10 protein-coding genes are annotated in these 17,066 nt (G+C 74.6%); 5 read left to right on the forward strand and 5 right to left on the reverse strand.

The window, feature by feature from the left end:
• Positions 1 to 69 precede the first annotated feature (69 nt).
• From ABEA81_RS01155 to ABEA81_RS01170, 4 genes are read left to right on the forward strand one after another with little or no spacing between them, the layout of a single operon-like run.
• Positions 70 to 1,125 (forward strand): HAMP domain-containing sensor histidine kinase, encoded by a 1,056-nt coding sequence (locus tag ABEA81_RS01155; protein WP_345602598.1) that lies wholly within the window; start codon positions 70 to 72, stop codon positions 1,123 to 1,125.
• Entirely contained in the window at positions 1,122 to 2,723 is a 1,602-nt protein-coding gene (locus ABEA81_RS01160) for a DUF4153 domain-containing protein (protein ID WP_345602599.1), read from the forward strand. The genes ABEA81_RS01155 and ABEA81_RS01160 overlap by 4 nt, the downstream gene beginning before the upstream one ends.
• A gap of 59 nt (positions 2,724 to 2,782) precedes the next feature.
• Positions 2,783 to 5,692 (forward strand): formate dehydrogenase subunit alpha, encoded by a 2,910-nt coding sequence (gene fdhF / locus ABEA81_RS01165; RefSeq protein ID WP_345602600.1) that lies wholly within the window; start codon positions 2,783 to 2,785, stop codon positions 5,690 to 5,692.
• Complete coding sequence (locus ABEA81_RS01170) at positions 5,689 to 6,927, forward strand: molybdopterin-binding protein (protein WP_345602601.1); 1,239 nt, start codon at positions 5,689 to 5,691, stop codon at positions 6,925 to 6,927. Before fdhF ends, ABEA81_RS01170 begins: the two co-directional genes overlap by 4 nt.
• A gap of 25 nt (positions 6,928 to 6,952) precedes the next feature.
• On the opposite strand, the gene ABEA81_RS01175 is transcribed toward ABEA81_RS01170, so the two are convergent.
• The 5 genes from ABEA81_RS01175 to ABEA81_RS01195 all read right to left on the reverse strand — a co-directional run bounded on the left by ABEA81_RS01175 (position 6,953) and on the right by ABEA81_RS01195 (position 14,435).
• The gene (locus tag ABEA81_RS01175) at positions 6,953 to 8,251 is read right to left on the reverse strand and encodes an FAD-binding oxidoreductase (protein WP_345602602.1); all 1,299 of its coding nucleotides are present in this window, start codon (positions 8,249 to 8,251) and stop codon (positions 6,953 to 6,955) included.
• A 10-nt stretch (positions 8,252 to 8,261) separates the two neighbouring features.
• Positions 8,262 to 11,672: an ATP-binding protein gene (locus tag ABEA81_RS01180; RefSeq protein ID WP_345602603.1), complete on the reverse strand. Its 3,411-nt coding sequence runs from the start codon at positions 11,670 to 11,672 to the stop codon at positions 8,262 to 8,264.
• Positions 11,669 to 13,018 (reverse strand): sensor histidine kinase, encoded by a 1,350-nt coding sequence (locus ABEA81_RS01185; protein ID WP_345602605.1) that lies wholly within the window; start codon positions 13,016 to 13,018, stop codon positions 11,669 to 11,671. Before ABEA81_RS01185 ends, ABEA81_RS01180 begins: the two co-directional genes overlap by 4 nt.
• A gap of 83 nt (positions 13,019 to 13,101) precedes the next feature.
• Positions 13,102 to 13,767 carry a response regulator transcription factor gene (locus tag ABEA81_RS01190; RefSeq protein ID WP_345602606.1) on the reverse strand — a complete coding sequence of 222 codons (666 nt, stop codon included), beginning with the start codon at positions 13,765 to 13,767 and terminating at the stop codon, positions 13,102 to 13,104.
• Positions 13,758 to 14,435, reverse strand: a complete 678-nt coding sequence (locus ABEA81_RS01195; RefSeq protein WP_345602607.1) for a sensor histidine kinase — start codon at positions 14,433 to 14,435, stop codon at positions 13,758 to 13,760. Before ABEA81_RS01195 ends, ABEA81_RS01190 begins: the two co-directional genes overlap by 10 nt.
• Positions 14,436 to 14,611: 176 nt before the next feature.
• On the opposite strand from ABEA81_RS01195, the gene ABEA81_RS01200 reads away from it, so the two are divergent.
• Positions 14,612 to 17,008 carry an Hsp70 family protein gene (locus tag ABEA81_RS01200; protein WP_345602608.1) on the forward strand — a complete coding sequence of 799 codons (2,397 nt, stop codon included), beginning with the start codon at positions 14,612 to 14,614 and terminating at the stop codon, positions 17,006 to 17,008.
• Positions 17,009 to 17,066: the final 58 nt, after the last annotated feature.

Below are 17,066 nucleotides of genomic sequence, written 5' to 3' on the forward strand. Positions count from 1 at the left end.
CAAGCTCCGCTCGCTCATCGCCCGCCCTCGCTTGCGCTCGGGCGACCGCTTCGCGGATGCGCTGTGCTGATGATTCGCTCGCTCCGCAAGCTCCGCTCGCTCATGGACCTGCTCCCGCGGCCGCTCGACCCGCTGCGGTCGATCAAGCTCAAGATCAGCGTCCTGCTGCTGGGGTCCGGTGCGGCGGGCGCGGTGTACCTGTGGCTGGAGTACCGCTGGCTGCCGCCGCTGGCGACCACGCTCGTGGCGCTCGCGATCGTGCTACTCACCGCGCAGGTGCTCGCCCACGGCATGACCCGGCCGCTGCGCGACATGACGGCGGCCGCGATCGCGATGGCGCAGGGTGACTACACCCGCCGGGTGCGGGCCACCTCGCGGGACGAGGTCGGCAGGCTCGCCGCGGCCTTCAACCAGATGGCGGCCGACCTCGCCGCCGCCGACCGGCAGCGCCGCGAGCTCATCGCCAACGTCTCGCACGAGCTGCGGACGCCGATCGCCGCGTTGCAGGCCGTGCTGGAGAACGTCGCCGACGGGGTGGCCGAGCCCGACCCGGCCACCCTGCGCACCGCGCTGGCGCAGACCGAGCGGCTCGGCGCGCTCGTCAGCGAGCTGCTGGACCTGTCCCGCATCGACGCGGGCGCGCTCACGCTGCAGCCGGAGCTCGTGCGGCTCGTGCCGATGCTGGACCGGGCGGTGGCCGAGGCGCGGGTCGCCGCCGAGGTGGCCGGGCGCGACGTCGGCTTCCGGCTCGACGTCGCGCCACCGGAGCTCTCGGTGCAAGCCGACGCCAACCGGCTGCACCAGGTGGTGCTCAACCTGCTCGACAACGCGGCGCGGCACGCGCCGCCGGGAACGGACGTCCACGTCGTCGGGCGTCGTGAGGGAGGGGATCTCGTGCTCGAGGTGCGGGACGAGGGGCCGGGGATCGCGCCCGAGGAGCGGGACCGCGTGTTCCACCGCTTCACGCGCGGGGAGCGCGCGGTGGGCGGGGGCACCGGGCTCGGGCTCGCGATCGCCCGGTGGGTGGTGGACCTGCACGGCGGCCGGATCGCGGTCGTCGACGGGCCGGCGGCGAACGGGCACCCGGGCTGCCGCATCCGCGTGACCCTGCCGGGGCTGTCGTGAACCGGGCGCCGGACGACCGGGGCACGCCGCAGGAGGCCGGGTCGCCGCCCGGGTCGACGACGCAGCCGGATGACTCGGGACCGGCCGTCGCGGTCGCGGTCGCACCGGTGGCGCAGGTGGGAACGGGCGCACCGCCGCTCGGGTCCACGCCCGTCGAGGTCTTCCCGAACTGGCGCGCCCCGGCCGCCCCGCCGTCCCGGCTGCTGCTCGGCGCGGCGGCCGCGGTCGGGCTGACCACGGCGGTCGTGCTGCCGCTCGAACGGCCCGGGCTCGGCTGGTTCGTCGCCGCGGTCGTGGCCGCGGTCGTGATCGCCGCCGTGGCGCGGCACGCGCATCGCCTCGAGCCCACCGCGCACGCGCGGCGCGCCCACGTCGTCGACGGGGCGTGGGCGCTCGCCGCCATCGGGCTGGTCGGGGTCACCGCCGTGCGCGATGCGGACTGGTTGATCGCGCTCTGCCTGCTCGCGGCCCCGTGCGCCGCGTCGATCGCGGTGGCCGGACGGCACTTCCGCAGCCTCGCCTTCAGCGCGATGGCCGTTCCGCTGGCCGCGCTGAGGGCTCTGCCCTGGGTCGCCAAGGCGCTGTGGGCGGCGCGGCAGGGCGCAGGCGGGCAGGCGGCGCGCACTGCGGTGGCGGGAGCGGTCGGCCTGTGCCTGGTGGCCGTGTTCGCACCGCTGCTCGCCTCGGCCGACCCGGCGTTCGCCCGGCTGCTGCACGACATCGTGCCCACCGTCGACGACGCGGGCGTCGCGCGGGCGGTGCTGTTCGTGCTCGCCGCCTGCGCCGTGCTCGGCAGCGGGTTCCTGCTCGTGGCACCGCCCGCCCCACCCGGACCGCGCGCGAGCGGGCCGGCCCGGCTGCGCCGCGTCGAGTGGGCACTGCCGATCGGGCTGCTGGTGACGCTCTTCGGGCTGTTCGTCGGTGTGCAGTTCGCCACACTCTTCGGCTCGGACGACTACGTCCGCCGCACCACCGGCGTCACCTACGCCGAGTACGCGCGCGGCGGGTTCTGGCAGCTGCTCGCGGTCACCGTGCTCGCGCTGGGTGTGGTGCTGCTCGCCTCGCGGTACGCACCCGCCCCGAGCCGCGCCGACCGCGCGTGGAAGCGCGGCCTCCTCGCGGTGCTCGCCGGCCTCACGCTGGTGATCGTCGCGTCGGCGCTGCGCCGCATGTGGCTCTACCAGGAGGCCTACGGCTTCACGACGTTGCGGCTCGTCGTGCTGACCTGCGAGCTGTGGCTCGGCGCCTGCTTCCTGCTCGTGCTGGTAGCGGTGCTGCGCCTGCGGGCGCGACCGCTGGTCCGCGAGATGGCCGCCGCGGGTGTCGCGGCCCTGCTCGGGCTCGCCGCCCTCGACCCGGACGCGTTCGTGGCCACCTCCAACGTCGACCGGTTCGCGAGCACCGGGCAGCTCGACACCTACTACCTCGGCACGCTCTCGGCCGACGCCGTGCCCGCCCTCGCCCGGCTGCCCGAGCCGCAGCGCTGCGAGGTCCTCCCGCGGATCGCCGCCGTGATGGCCGTGCCGGAGAAGAGCTGGACGGGGTGGAACGCCTCGCGGACCGCGGCCCGCGAGATGCTCGCCCGGATGCCCTGCTGAGTGGTCGCACCGTCAACTAGGCTCGGTCCCACCACGTTCGCCGCGGAATGGGGAGCACGATGACCGCCGTCCAGGAACCGTCCACCGCGGTCCGCACCGTCACCGCCACGATCGACGGCCGAGAGGTCACGGTCGCCGAAGGCACCACGATCTTCGACGCCGCGAAACAGGTCGGCGTGGACATCCCGGTGCTGTGCCACAACGAGCGCTACGACCCGGTCGGGGTGTGCCGGATGTGCGTGGTCGACACGGGTTCCCGCGCGTACGCGGCGGCGTGCGTCCGGCCGTGCGAGGACGGGATGCAGGTGCAGACCGCCACCCCCGAGGTCGAGCGCTCGCGCGCGGTGCTCACCGAGCTGCTGATGGCGGACCAGCCTGCGCCGGAGGACGACCGCAAGCACACGACCACCCGGGACAACCTCCTGTTCGACCTCGCGGACGGCTATGCCGTCGGGCAGGACACCCTGCCCCGCGGGTCGGGGCGGGGCACCGACCTGTCCAACCCGGTGATCGCGGTGGACCACGACGCGTGCATCCTGTGCGACCGCTGCGTGCGGGCGTGCGACGACGTGCAGGGCAACGACGTGATCGGCCGCTCCGGCAAGGGCTACTCCACGCGGATCGCGTTCGACCTGAACGACCCCATGGGCAAGAGCTCGTGCGTGACGTGCGGCGAGTGCGTGCAGGCCTGCCCCACCGGGGCGCTGACGAACAAGCCGATCGGCGGCATCCCGATCCGGCCCCGGGAGGAGCTGGACCAGGTCGAGTCGGTGTGCCCGTACTGCGGCGTCGGGTGCGCGCTCACCTACAACGTCGACCGCGAGCGCGGCGCGATCGTCTTCGCCGAGGGCCGCGACCAGCCCGGCTCGCAGAGCAGGCTCTGCGTGAAGGGCCGCTATGGCTGGGACTACTCCGCCTCCCCGCAGCGGCTCACGATGCCGCTGATCCGGATCGACTCCTCGTACCCGAAGGGCCCGCTGTCCGCGGACGTGCGCGGTGACCGGAACGGCGACAACGACCGGGGCCGCGCCGGCGCGGGCGGTGGCCGCAGCGGCGGTGGCCGGGACAACCGGCCGGGCAAGGACCGCGGCCGCAAGCCCGGCGGTCTCGTCGACTACGACGAGGTGATGCCGCACTTCCGGGAGGCCACCTGGGAGGAGGCGCTCGACCTCGTCGCCCGGCGCCTGAAGGAGATCCACGCGGAGGGCGGCCCGGGGGCGATCGCCGGGTTCGGGTCGGCGAAGTGCTCCAACGAGGAGGCCTACCTCTTCCAGAAGCTGATCCGTACCGGCTTCGGCACCAACAACGTCGACCACTGCACGCGCCTGTGCCACGCCTCGTCGGTGGCAGCGCTGTTCGAAGGGGTCGGCTCCGGGGCGGTGTCGACGACCTACGGCGACGTCGCGAACGCCGACGTCGTGATCATCACCGGTTCCAACCCCACGGCGAACCACCCCGTCGCGAGCTCGTTCTTCAAGCAGGCCCGCCGCCGGGGCACGAAGGTGATCTACGTCGACCCGCGCGCCTCCACGGTGGCGGAGCACGCCGACATCTTCGTGCAGCTCAAGCCGGGCACCGACGTGGCCTTCTACAACGCGCTGATGCACGAGATCATCCGGCTCGGGCTGATCGACCAGGAGTTCATCGCCACCCGCACGTCGAACTACGACGAGCTGGCCCGCACGGTGGCCGACTACCCGCCCGAGCGCGCCGCGCAGATCACCGGGGTGGACGCGGACACCATCCGCGAGGTCGCCCGGACCTGGGGCGAGGCGGGCGCCGCGGTCGTCTACTGGGGGATGGGGATCTCCCAGCACACCACCGGCACCGACAACGCGCGGTGCCTCATCGCACTGTGCTCGATCACCGGCAACGTCGGGCGACCCGGCACCGGCCTGCACCCGCTGCGCGGGCAGAACAACGTGCAGGGCGCCTCCGACGCCGGCCTGATCCCGATGTTCTACCCCGACTACCAGGGCGTCGACGTCGATGCCACCCGCCTGCGGTTCGAGGAGGCGTGGGGCACGCCGCTCGACCCGAACCGCGGCCTCACCGTCACCGAGATCGTCAAGTCGGCTTTGGAGCCGGGCGGCGTGCGGGGCATGTACATGCTCGGCGAGAACCCGTTCCTGTCCGACCCCAACACCAACAAGGTGCGCAAGGCGCTCTCGGCGCTCGACTTCCTGGTGGTGCAGGACATCTTCTTCACCGAGACCGCCGAGTTCGCCGACGTGATCCTGCCCGCCACGTCGTACCTGGAGAAGGACGGCACCTACACCAACACCGACCGCCGGGTGCAGCTCGGGCGCAAGGTCCTCGACGCGCCGGGCCAGGCCCGTCCCGACTGGGAGATCGTGCAGGACATCGCGCGGCGGATGGGGCTCGACTGGCACTACGAGAGCCCGAGCGACGTGTTCGACGAGATGGTCGAGCTCATGCCGTCGTACGCGAACCTCAGGTGGGACAACCTCGGCTCCACCGGCAAGCTCTACCCGAACGCCGACCCGGAGCACACCGACGGCACGATCGTCATGTTCGACGACCGGTTCAACACCGACGACGGGCTCGCCCACCTCGTGCCCGCCCAGTGGCTGCCGCCCAGGGAGCTGCCCGACGCCGACTACCCGATGGTGCTCAACACCGGGCGACTGCTCGAGCACTGGCACACCGGGTCGATGACGCGGCGCTCGTTCGCGCTCGACGCGATCTCGCCCGTCGCCGAGGTCTACATGCACCCCAAGGACGCCGCCGACCGCGGGCTGGCCCACGGGGAACGGGCGCGGGTGCGTTCGCGGCGCGGCACGATCGAGCTGCTGGTGCGGGTGAGCCACCGCGAGCAGCTGGGCAACGTCTTCATCCCGTTCCACTTCCGGGAGGCGGCGGCCAACCTGCTGACCATCGACGAGATCGACCCGTACGGCAAGATCCCGGAGTTCAAGTTCTGCGCCGTCCAGGTCGAGGCCCTATGACCCGAGGGCCCCGGCTCGCGGGGAGGGAGTTCTTCTCGACCCGCACGGTCGCCGAGGCGCTCGCCGGGTTCCGGCCCGCCCGGCGCACCGCGGTGGAGGACGTGCCGCTCGCCGACGCCCTGCACCGGGTGCCCGCGGGCGCGGTGCCGTCCGCGGCGCCGCTGCCCGGGTTCGCCCGCTCCACGGTCGACGGGTACGCGGTGCGCGCCGCCGACACCTACGGGGCGTCCGAGGCCCTGCCCTCCTACCTCGACCTGCTGGGTGCGGTCCGGATGGGCGCGGCACCGGACGTGGCCGTCCGGCCCGGCGGGGCGGTCGGGATGCCGACCGGCGGCGTGCTGCCCGAGGGCGCCGACGCCGTGGTGATGGTCGAGCACACCGCGGAGACGATGCCCGGCACGATCGAGGTCACCCGGCCGGTCGCACCCGGCGGAGGCATCGTCCGCGCCGACGAGGACGTCGCGGCGGGCGCCGCGCTCGTGCCCGGCGGGCGGCCGCTGCGCGCCCCCGACCTCGGGCTGCTCGCGGCGGCGGGCGTCACCTCGGTGCCGGTGCACGCCCGGCCCCGGGTGGTGATCCTCTCCACCGGCGACGAGGTCGTGCCCCCGGACACCGCGGCGCTGCTCCCCGGGCAGGTGCGCGACGCCACGGCCTCCGCCCTGGCCGGGCTCGTCCGGGACGCGGGCGGCGACCCGCTGATCGCCGGGATCGTCTCCGACGAGCCGGGCGCCCTCGAGGCCCGCCTGCGGGAGGTGCTCCCGACGGGCGACCTGGTGGTCGTCTCCGCGGGCTCCTCGGTCGGCGCCCGCGACGAGACGGCGGGCTCCGTTGCCGCGCTCGGCGACGTCTGGTGCCACGGCCTCGCGATCAAGCCCGGCAAGCCGACCCTGCTCGCCGAGTGCTCCGGGGTACCGGTGGTCGGCCTGCCCGGCAACCCGTTGTCGGCGCTGGTGGTGTTCCGGCTGGTCGGAGTGCCGCTGGTCTGGCGGCTGGCCGGCTGCGCCACCCCGCCCCCGCAACCGTCCACCCGGGCCCGGCTGTCGCGCGACCTCCCGTCGGCGGCGGGCCGGCTGGACGTGGTGCAGGTCGCCCTGCGGGACGACCGGGCGGAACCGATCTTCGGCCCGTCGGCCCTCCTGTCCGTGCTCACCCGCGCCGACGGCTACCTGGTCGTCCCGGAACCGGCCACGGGCCTGGACGCCGGGCGCGAGGTGGAGGTGACGCTGTACGGGTAGGCGCGCCGCCCCGGAACGTCCGGGCCTACGCGTGGAACACGCCCTTCGGGTCCAGGTCCGCCTTCAGCTCCGCCCGGCCCGGCACCTCGATCGGCCAGTCCTTCGCCGCCTGCTCGCCGAAGCGGAAGTTGGGGGTGCGGCCGGCCGTCCACGGGGCCACCGCGTCCATCAGCTCGCGGTGCAGGCGGCCGGGCGCGTCCGTGCCGTCCACCAGCGAGAGGACCTGGAGCAGGTAGGGCGCGTCGCGGTGCGCCACCGCGTCCGGCGCGGCGGGCGGGCGGGCCAGCGCGCCGCCCAGGTGCCGCAGGCCCAGCACGCACATGACCGGCGCGTCCGGCCCGGCGATGCCGAGCGCGGCGTCCAGCACGGCGGGGTCGAGCTCGCGGAGCATGGCGTTCGTGCCGGTGTAGGCGTGCGGGGTGGGCGGCTCGTTGAAGATCTCGGCGGCCCGGGTGGAGGGCAGCTCGCCGAGCGTGCCGGTGGTCGGCACGGCCGCGCGCAGGGGTGCGACCAGCCGCTCGCCCTCCGCGGCCGGGCCGGTATGGGCGATCCGGACCTGCGCCACGTACCGGCCGCGCAGGTGCTCCGGCACCATCGGCAGGTCCGGGTAGGGCAGCGCCCCGATCGACGACGCGAGCCGCTCGGGCAGGTCGGCCGTCCACTCCCGGTAGGCGGCGAGCAGGGCGGGCACGTGCTCGGCCGCGACGGACAGGGCGCCGCCGTAGATCCGGCCGACCGGCGCGAGCTCGATCTCCATCGCCGTCACCACGCCGAGGCCCTGGCCCGCCCCGCGCAGCACCCGGAAGAGCACCGGGTCCGAGTCGGCCGTGACGTGCCGCGGCCCCGCGGTGGTGACGAGGTCGATGCTGCGGACCCGGTCGCTCGCCCAGCCCAGCTCCCGGGCGAGCACGCCGATGCCGCCGCCGAGGGTGTAGCCCACGACGCCTGCCTCCGGCGAGGAGCCGCTGGGCGGGGTGAGCCCGTGCTCGGCCGCCGCCGCGACCACGCGCGCCCAGCGGGTGCCCGCCTCGACCCGCGCCACCCGGGCCACCGGGTCGATCCGGACGCCGTCCATCCGCCGGGTGCTGATCAAGACCCCGCCTCGGAGCGGCTCCCCACGCCCGTGGCCGCTGGTCTCGACGGCAACCGGCTGCCCGTGGTCGACGGCGTACCGCACGGCCACCATGACGTCGTCCGCGCTCGTCGCGCCGACGACGAGGTCCGGGCGGTGGGGGTGCGCCACCTGGTAGCCGGCGAGCTCCCCGGGGAACCCGTCGTCCCCGGGACGGAACACGGGCCCGGTCACGTTCTCGATCGCGTTCATGCCCGCGACGCTACGACCCCATCCGGACAGGATCGGTCCGGAACGCGTCCGGGTCCTGCCCGGCGGCGACGAGCAGCCGCTCGCACGCCTGCACCAGGACGTCGGTCACCTTGCGCAGGTCGACCCGCGCAAGCGGGTTCGCCGCGTGGCGCTGCCACCGGGCCAGCTGCTCGGCCGCCGCGCGCGAGACCTCCTGCTGCGACGCGCCCGGCGCGAGCCCGAGCCGGGACCGGGGATCGGTTCCGCCCGCGCCGAGCAGCCGCTCGACGACGGGGCGCTCGCCGTCCGGCAGATCCAGTTCTCCGGCGCGCACCACGTCCACGACGTCCATCTCGGTGAGCTCGAACGCGCCGGAACGGATGCGGTCCAGCCGGTAGCGGAGAACATCGCCACCCACCGGCGGCGGCTCGTGCCGCACCAGGTCCTCCAGTGCCAGCAAGACCCCGCGCGACCTGAGCGGGTCCGCGCGCCGGTTCAGCCGCTCGTCCACGAGCTCGCGCAACCGGGGCAGACCGCTGCCCCGCAGGAGCGCGGCGGCGAGCGCTTCGCGGGTCGGGGCCCGTCCGGACCGGATCTCCGCGAGGGCGAACCCCACGACCGTGTGCTCGAACGGGACGGGCCGCTCCCGGTCGAGCCCGTCCGCGGGTGACGGGGCTCCCGCGCCGGAACCGGCCGGGACCCCGGCCCGCGCCGCGCCCGCCGGGCGGGTGCCGACCACCACGGGCATGGTCACCCCGTCCACCGCGGGCTCGAGACCGCGCCCGGCCCGGGCCAGCAGCGTCCGGAACTGCTCGTCGGACAGCGCCAGCCCGGCCTGCGCGAAGGCGGGCGCCACCGGCACGACGACATGGCACAGCCGCCGCACGTCGGGCACCGCCGCGCACCCGATCGCCACCCGCTGCGCCACCTCGCCCACCGGTCCGTCCACCAGGAGCGCCCCGACCGCATGCGCGGGGCGGTGCCACGCGGAGCCGAACGAACGGCTCGGCAGGACCACGTCACCGCCGGGGCCGCGCCGCAGCAGCACGACGAAGGCGTCGGCATGCGGCGCCGCCGGTGCCGCGACGTCGACCAGGCACGCCGTCCCGTCCGTTCCGAGCGCCGCGAACGCCGCCGAGCCGTCACCGGCCACCCCGATCCGCAGCGGCGCATCGAGTCGCTCGCCGAGCACGCGCACGGCATCGGCCCGGGCGGTGCTGCGATAGCGCTCCCGCGCCTCCCGCACGGCGTCGCGCACCTGGTCGATGAGGGGTTGGGCCGGCCCCACGGCGGCGGGCTGCCCCTTGGCATCCCTAGCGGCCGGCAGCGGAACGGGCACCGACCCCTCCACGGTGGTGCCCTGCCCGGGAGCGGACCGCACGTCGATCTCCCCGCCGACCGCGGAGATCCGGACGGTGACGTTGCGCAAGCCCCGGCCCGGCGAGCCGCTCGCCCGGCTCCGGTCCCAGCCCGGCCCGTCGTCCCGCACGGTGAAGCGCAGCCTGCCGTTCCCGGTGCACAGCCGCACCGCGATCGTGGCGCCCTGGGCGTGCTTGCGCGCGTTGTTCACCGCCTCGAGGCAGGAGAAGTACACGGCCGACTCGACGTCGTGCGGGAACCGGCCGTCCCCGTCCACGCCGCTCGCGTCGACCGCGACCGGCGGCTCCCCGCCCGCCAGCTCCTTCTCCAGCGCGCGCAGCAGCCCGCACTCCGCCAGCAGCGGCGACGACACGCCCATCGCGGTCTCCGCGAGGATCGACTCCGCCAGGTCGATCTGGCCGCTGACCTGCGCGAGGCGCTCCCGCGCCTTCCCGTACTGGGCCGTGGAGACCTGGTGCTCCACCAGGCCGAGCGCGAGCCGCAGCGACACGAGGTGGTGCTGTGCACCGTCGTGCAGGTCGCGCTCGATGCGCCGCCGCTCCCCGTCCATCTCGGCCACCACGGCGCGGCGGGACGCTGCGATCTCGCTCGCGTGGGCGAGGGCGGCCCGCAGCTGGCGCTCCAGCTCGATGCCGTACCGGCTGGCCTGCAGCACGGCGCCGAGGCTCTCGGCGACGTCCTCCAGGAGGTGCTGCCGATGCCGGTGCAGGCCGGCGACCGCGTCGTAGTCCACCGCGAGGGTGCCGATCGCTTCCGTGCCGTGGCGGACGACCACCTGGACGAGCTCGTCCGGGTGGCGCTCCTCCTCCTCGTTCCACGTGTAGCTGCGGTCGCGCAGCCCGGGCCGGGTGACGGTGAGCCGGCAGGTGGCGGCGCCGAGCCCGCGCCCGACGGCCTCCGCGACGCGCGCCAGGTCCGGGGCGTCGGTCGCCGTGACGCGGGAGAACGCCGTGATCCCGGCGAGGACGCTGTACGGGGTGGGCCGGGTACCGAAGAGGAGCTGGTCGGTCCACCGTTCGGACCACACGTAGGCGGGGCGCAGCGCCACCGCCGCCAGAACGACCGCGAGCGCGGCCGGGAGCAGCGTCCCGTCCTCGAAGAGCAGGCCCGTGGTGCTGCGCACGACGCAGTAGCCGCCGCCGACCACCGCCGCCGTGAGCCCCGTCGCGAGCCCGCGGCTGAACAGGCGCTCGGCGTTCAACAGCCCGCCCGTCCGGGTCGCGATGAACACCGCGCAGGCGATCGAGATGCCGGCCAGGCGGGAGAACCAGAACAGCAGCGCGGTGGGCTCGCCCGCCGGCCCGCCCACGCCCGCGGTCGGGTCGGCGAGGAGGAGCAGGCTGCCCAACCCGGTCGCCCACATCAACAACGTGAGCACGGCGAGCACGATCGCGATCGCGGACGCGACCGCGACCACGCTGAACAGCAGCCGTGCCTGGGTGCGTGCCGTCGCCGTCCGGGCACTCCTGATCTGGCGCGGCAGGACCACGACGCCGACGACCGGCCCGAGGAACCCGAAGAACAAGACGCAGCTCACGATGGGCGCGAGCAGCGCGGTGCCGAGCGCCCCCACCAGCAGGGCACCGGCGGCCAGCAACGTGGTGTGGGCGGGCCGCCCCACGCGGGGCTCCCGCTCCGGCGGGAAGACCAGCAGCGCGAGGACGTAGGCGGCGACCGCGACCTCCGGGAGCAGCACCTGCTGGAGCAGGCCGATCCGGAGGTCGGTCACCGCGTCGACCAGCATGACCGTGGCGATCGACTGCAGGTTGAACGCCCCCGCCGACGCGACCATCGCCAGCAGCAGCAACCGGGTCGACCAGCTCGGGCGCCTCCCGGCGACCAACGCGCCCGCCACCACGAGCGAGAGCACGCTGAGGCCGTAGTCGAGGACGCCCTGCACCCCGATCCAGTCGATCAGCGTGTCATGGCCCGCCAGCCAGCCGATCGCACCGACCGCGAGCGACATCAGCGACAGCACGGCGCAGGCCACGAGGAACACCCAGTACGCGGTGAGGACGAGCACGCGACGCGGGGCCCTCGCGACGCCCGCCACGGCGATCACGGGGCCCTCAGCTCGGCGCCGACGCTGCTCTCGACGACCGGCTCGAGCCGGTCGGGCAGCCGGACGCGCACCTCGACCGGGCCCGGCCCGGCCGACCCGGCCGTGCCGCCGCCCGCGGTGATCGTGAGGTCCCCGCCGAGTGCCGCGAGCCGCTCGCTCTCGTCGGCGAGGGCGGCGCGGAGCTCGTCGGTGCCCACCGCAGCGGCCGGGTCCTCGATGTCCACCACCACGTGCCCGTCGGCGCGGCCGAGGTGCACGAGCAGGTCGCCGTCGGCCGCGCGACCGCCGAGGAGGCCCAGTGCCGCGGCGACCACGTAGTAGACGCCCGACTCGATCTCGTAGTCCAGGCGGGCGCCGAGGCCGCCGGACACCCGCACCGGCCGCGGGAGGTCCGCGGCCACCTCGTCGAGGGCGGCGGCAGGCCCCTGGTCGCGCAGCACCGCCGGGTAGACCCCGCGGGCGATCAGGCGGAACCGGTCCAGGAGCTCGTCGAGCGCGACCCGGGCCCTGGTGAGCGCCCGCTGCGCCGCCGCCGGGTCCTCCGGCGAGCGCCCGAGCTCGGCGCCCGCGGCGGCGACGTCGGTGCGCAGGGCGGCCAGCCGGACGCTCGTGGCATTGCCCAGCTCCATCACCAGCCGCCTGCGCTCCACCTCCCGCGCGCGGGCCAGCCGGTGCCGCGACGCCTGCAGCTCCCGGGCGAGGTCGTCGGCGCGGCGCACCCGCTCGGCGAGCTCGGCGTTGAGCGCCACCCCGCGCAGCAGCAGTGCGGCCCCGTTGGCGACGTCCCGGACGAGCGCCTGGTCGCCGGGCGTGATCGGCGAGTCGGGCTTGGTGATCGCGAGGGCCGCCCGCAGGACCGTGCCGTCCAGCACGGGGACGACGTGGTCGACCTCCGGCCGGGCGAGCAGTACCGCCAGGTTCTCCACGGTGTCCGGCCCGCTGCCGGTGCCGAGCGGGGGGTACTCCGCCGCCCCCACCAGCCGGTCGCCGACGGCGAGCCACACGACCGCTCTCGTGGCGCCGGTGCCGTCGGCGAGCACCTGCGCGAGCCCGGGCAGCGCCTGCTCGAGCGCCCCCGCCCTGATGCGCGCCGCCGCGGCGGCGAGCGACGAGTACGGCGTGATCTCGCGGCTGTGGGTGACCCGCTCGACGATGCGGTCGATCCGCGGCTGCACGGCACCGAGCCCCAGCACGGCGACGGTCACGGCCACGAACGGCATCAGGATCTCGAGCGGGCCGTGGCCCAGCGGGCGAGCCGACCAGTCGACCACGACGACGAGCACGACGACGACGCCGCAGGCGACGAGCACCGCCCGCAGCGACCGCGCCACGATCGTCCGATTCATCGCGCTCCCGAGGTCGCCACGCTATGCGCCATGGCGGCGGAGGCCAATCGGGCGGACGGGCGAGGGCGGTCCATCGATGGGCGTCAGTCGCCGTTGCGCTGCGAGCGCAGGTAGGTGAGCACGGCGAGCACCCTGCGGTGGTGCTCGGTGGTGTCTGCGTGCAGGTTCAGCTTCCCGAAGATGTTGGCGATGTGCTTCTCGACGGCCTTCGGTGTGACGAACAGCTGCCCGGCGATGCCGTTGTTCGAGCGGCCCTCCGCCATGAGGCGCAGCACGTCGAGCTCGCGCTCGGACAGCGTGGAGATGATCCCCTTCCGTTCCCCGCGCGGCCGCTCCACCAGCCGCCTGGCGAGCACCGGCTCGATGACGATCTCACCGGCGCCGATCCGCGCGAGCGTGTCGCTGAGGACGTCGACGCTCCCGACCTTCTCCTTGAGGCGGTACCCGACGGACTCCGTGCCGATCTGCAGGATGCGCATCAGGTAGTGCGACTCGGCGTAGTGGGACAGGAACAGCAGCCCGAGGCCCGGGTGCGCGGCGCGCAGGCGTTCCGCGGTGACCAGGCCGCCGTCCGGCTCGGGGGGCATCCGGATGTCGAGGATCGCGATGTCCGCCGGTTCCTCCGCCAGCAGCTCGACGATCGAGTCGCCGTCGGCGGTGCAACCCACCACCTCGTGCCCCGCCGCCTCGAGGAGCATGACCAGGCCCTCGCGGAAGAGTGCACCGTCCTCGGCAAGCGCTACTCGCATGGGATCCTCACCGTGATCGTGCCGACACCTGGACCGCCCACCACGTCGATCACCCCGTCCAGCCGGCCGACGGCTCCCAGCATCGCGTCGGCGTGGCACGGCTCGACGCCGACGACGTCCACCGCGAGCGTCCGGTCCTCCCGCCGCGCCACGACGGCGAGGCCGGGGGTACCGGGCCGAAGGGCCTCCAGGCACCCGACCACCGCGAAGTAGGCGACGCCCTCGGCCGCGGGTCCGAAGCGGTCCTCGGGGACGTCCACCCGCAGCGGCACGTCCACCCGGTCGGCCGCCTCACGCAGGGCGGGCCCGAGGCCCGCCTCGTCGAGCAGCGGCGGGTAGATCCGGACGGAGACGTCGCGCAGCTCCTGCAGCACGGCGTGCAGCTCGTCCTGGAAGCCCTCGATGTAGGCGTGGAGGTCACCGCACTCGGCCTTCGCGGCACGGTGGCGCAACAACCCGAGCTGCAGCGTGAGCGCGGAGATCCGCAGCGATGCGCCGTCGTGCAGCTGCCGTTCGAGGTTGCGGCGCAGCCGCCACTGCTCGCGCTCGGCGCGCAGGCGGGCATCTCCCGTGGGGGCGGGCAGGCGGGTGCCGGGTGCGGGGGACGGGCCCTGCTCGGAGGCCGCGCGGGGAGCGTCGCCGGCGCGCTGCGCTGGCTCGAGCATCATGCCGTCATCGTCCGGCGACAGCGCGTATCAGTGAATGGGGCGCACCCCACCTCTGGTAGGGCTGTCCCCCTTGTTCCGGCGGGATCCGCCCAGAACCGTAATGGAACGCCCCCTGGTGGCGACGACGGTGCACATGCGACCCGTTCCCGGGAGGAGACGTGGGCTATCACCTCGGAGTGGACCTCGGAACGACGTTCGTCGCTGCCGCGCTGGCCACCGACAGCGGCGTCGAGATGTTCACCCTCGGCGACCGGACGGTGGTGACCCCCGCCGTCGTGTACCTGCGCGAGGACGGCACGCTCGTCTCCGGTGACGCCGCCGCCCGCCGGGCGGTCAGCAGCCCGGACCGGATCGGCCGCGAGTTCAAGCGCCGCCTCGGCGACCCGACACCGGTGATGCTCGGCGGCACCCCGTACGCGGTCACCGTGCTGCTCGGCACCCTGCTGCACGACGTCCTCACCCGGGTCACCGAGACCGAGGGCACCAAGCCGGAGAGCGTGGTGCTCACCCACCCCGCGAACTGGGGACCGTTCCGCAGGGAGCTGTTCGACGAGGTCCCCCACGTCGCGGGGCTCACCGCACCGCGGATGGTCACCGAGCCGGAGGCCGCGGCGGCCCACTACGCCGCCTCCCGGCAGCTGTCCGACGGTGAGGTCATCGCCGTGTACGACCTCGGCGGGGGCACGTTCGACGCCACCGTGCTGCGCAAACACCCCGGCGGCATCGAGATCCTCGGCATCCCCGAGGGGATCGAGCGCCTCGGCGGTGTCGACTTCGACGAGTCGATCCTCTCCCGCGTCAACTACGTGGCGGGCGGCGCGCTCAGCGAGCTGGACATGAGCGACCCGCAGACCGGCGTCGCGCTCGCCCGGCTGAGCCAGGACTGCGTGCTGGCCAAGGAGGCGCTCTCTATCGACACCGAGACGACGATCCCGGTGTTCCTGCCCAACCGGCACTTCGACGTGCGGATCACGAGGGCCGAGTTCGAGGACATGATCCGGGCCCCGGTCGAGTCCACGATCGGCACCCTCATCCGCACGTTGCGTTCGGCACAGGTCGACCCGAGCCAGCTCACCGCCGTGCTGCTGGTCGGAGGGTCGTCGCGCATCCCGCTGGTGGCGCGGATGATCTCCGAGGAGCTGGGCCGCCCGACGGTGGTCGACGCACACCCGAAGTACGCCGTCGCGCTCGGTGCCGCCGCCCTCGCGCGCACCGGCGTGAGCACCACGCGGGACAGCGCGGCCGGCGGGGCCCCGGGCCCGGCGGTCGCCGACCTCCCGGCGTTCGTTCCGCACGACGTCCCGGCCGATGCGGGCGCTCCCCCGGTCCCGCAGGCGTACGACGCGGGCGGCGGGCCCGCGGGCTTCGACGCCCCACGAGCGGGCGCTCCGGGCACGTCGTACGGCCCGCCGGCACCCCCCGACAGCCCGCCCGCGCCACCGGCGCTGGGCGGCGGCCCGAGCGGCCGCAACCGCGTCCTGCTCGTCGTGGCGGCGGTGATCGCACTGCTCGCCGTGGTCGGCGGGGTCGGCTACGTCGCGTTCGGTCAGCTGGGGGGCGACCGGCAGGCGCCCGTCGCGCAGCCCGCTGCCGTGCCGGCGCCACCACCAGCGGCCGCGCCGCCCGCGGCCGCGCCACCGTCGGCCGCCAAGCCCGCGGCGAGCGTCCCGGTGCCGTCGCTGGGCCCGACGGTTCCGGCCGGGGCCACCTCCGGCTTCGTCGTCGTCTCGCCCAACGGGCGGCAGGCCTACATCGCGAACCGGACGGCTGGCGTCGTCACGGTCCTCGACACGGCGGTGAACCGGGTCACGGCCACGATCCCCGTGGAAGCGGGCCCACCGCAGTTCCTGTCGTTCTCCCCGGACGGCAGGACCATCTACGTCAGCATCTGGGACGACGCCCGCACGATCGCCGCCGTCGGCGTGCTGGACACCACGAGCAACTCGATGGTCGCCACGATCCCCGTCCGCACCAGGCCGTACCTCGCCGCCGTCAGCCGTGACGGGAAATGGCTGTACGTGCCCAACCACGACTCCGGAACGGTCTCCCTCATCGACACCGCCACCAACCAGGTCACCAACGAGATCAAGGTGGCCCCCAACCCGCACTGGATCGAGTTCTCGACGGACGGCACGCGCGCCTACATCGCCAACCACGAGTCCAACCTGGTGTCGGTGCTCGACACGTCGAACAACACCGTGATCGCCGAGATCCCCGTCGACGTCAGCCCGCACAGCGTGGCGGTGCACCCGACGCGGCCGCTCGTGGCGAACGTCAACTACGACTCCAGCACGGTCACGATGATCGACACGAACACCGAGCAGGTCGTGGCCAGGATCCCGGTGGGCAAGAAGCCCCAGGACGTCACCTGGGCGCCCGACGGCCGGTTCGCCTACACCGCCAACGTCGAGGACAACTCGGTGTCGGTGATCAACGCGGACACGATGACCGTGACGGCCACCATCCCGACCGGCGGATCGCCCACGTCCGTCGCGGTGACCCCGGACGGCAGGACCGGCTACGTCACCAACCTCAAGGACGGCACGCTCACGCTGCTGAACGTCGCCGGCTGAGCCGGTGGGGTCCGCCCTACCCGGGAATGGCGGGTCGGCCCGCTGGTTTCGTAGGGCA

Origin of the sequence: Pseudonocardia adelaidensis (genome assembly GCF_039543345.1) — a bacterium.
GTDB lineage: Bacteria > Actinomycetota > Actinomycetes > Mycobacteriales > Pseudonocardiaceae > Pseudonocardia > Pseudonocardia adelaidensis.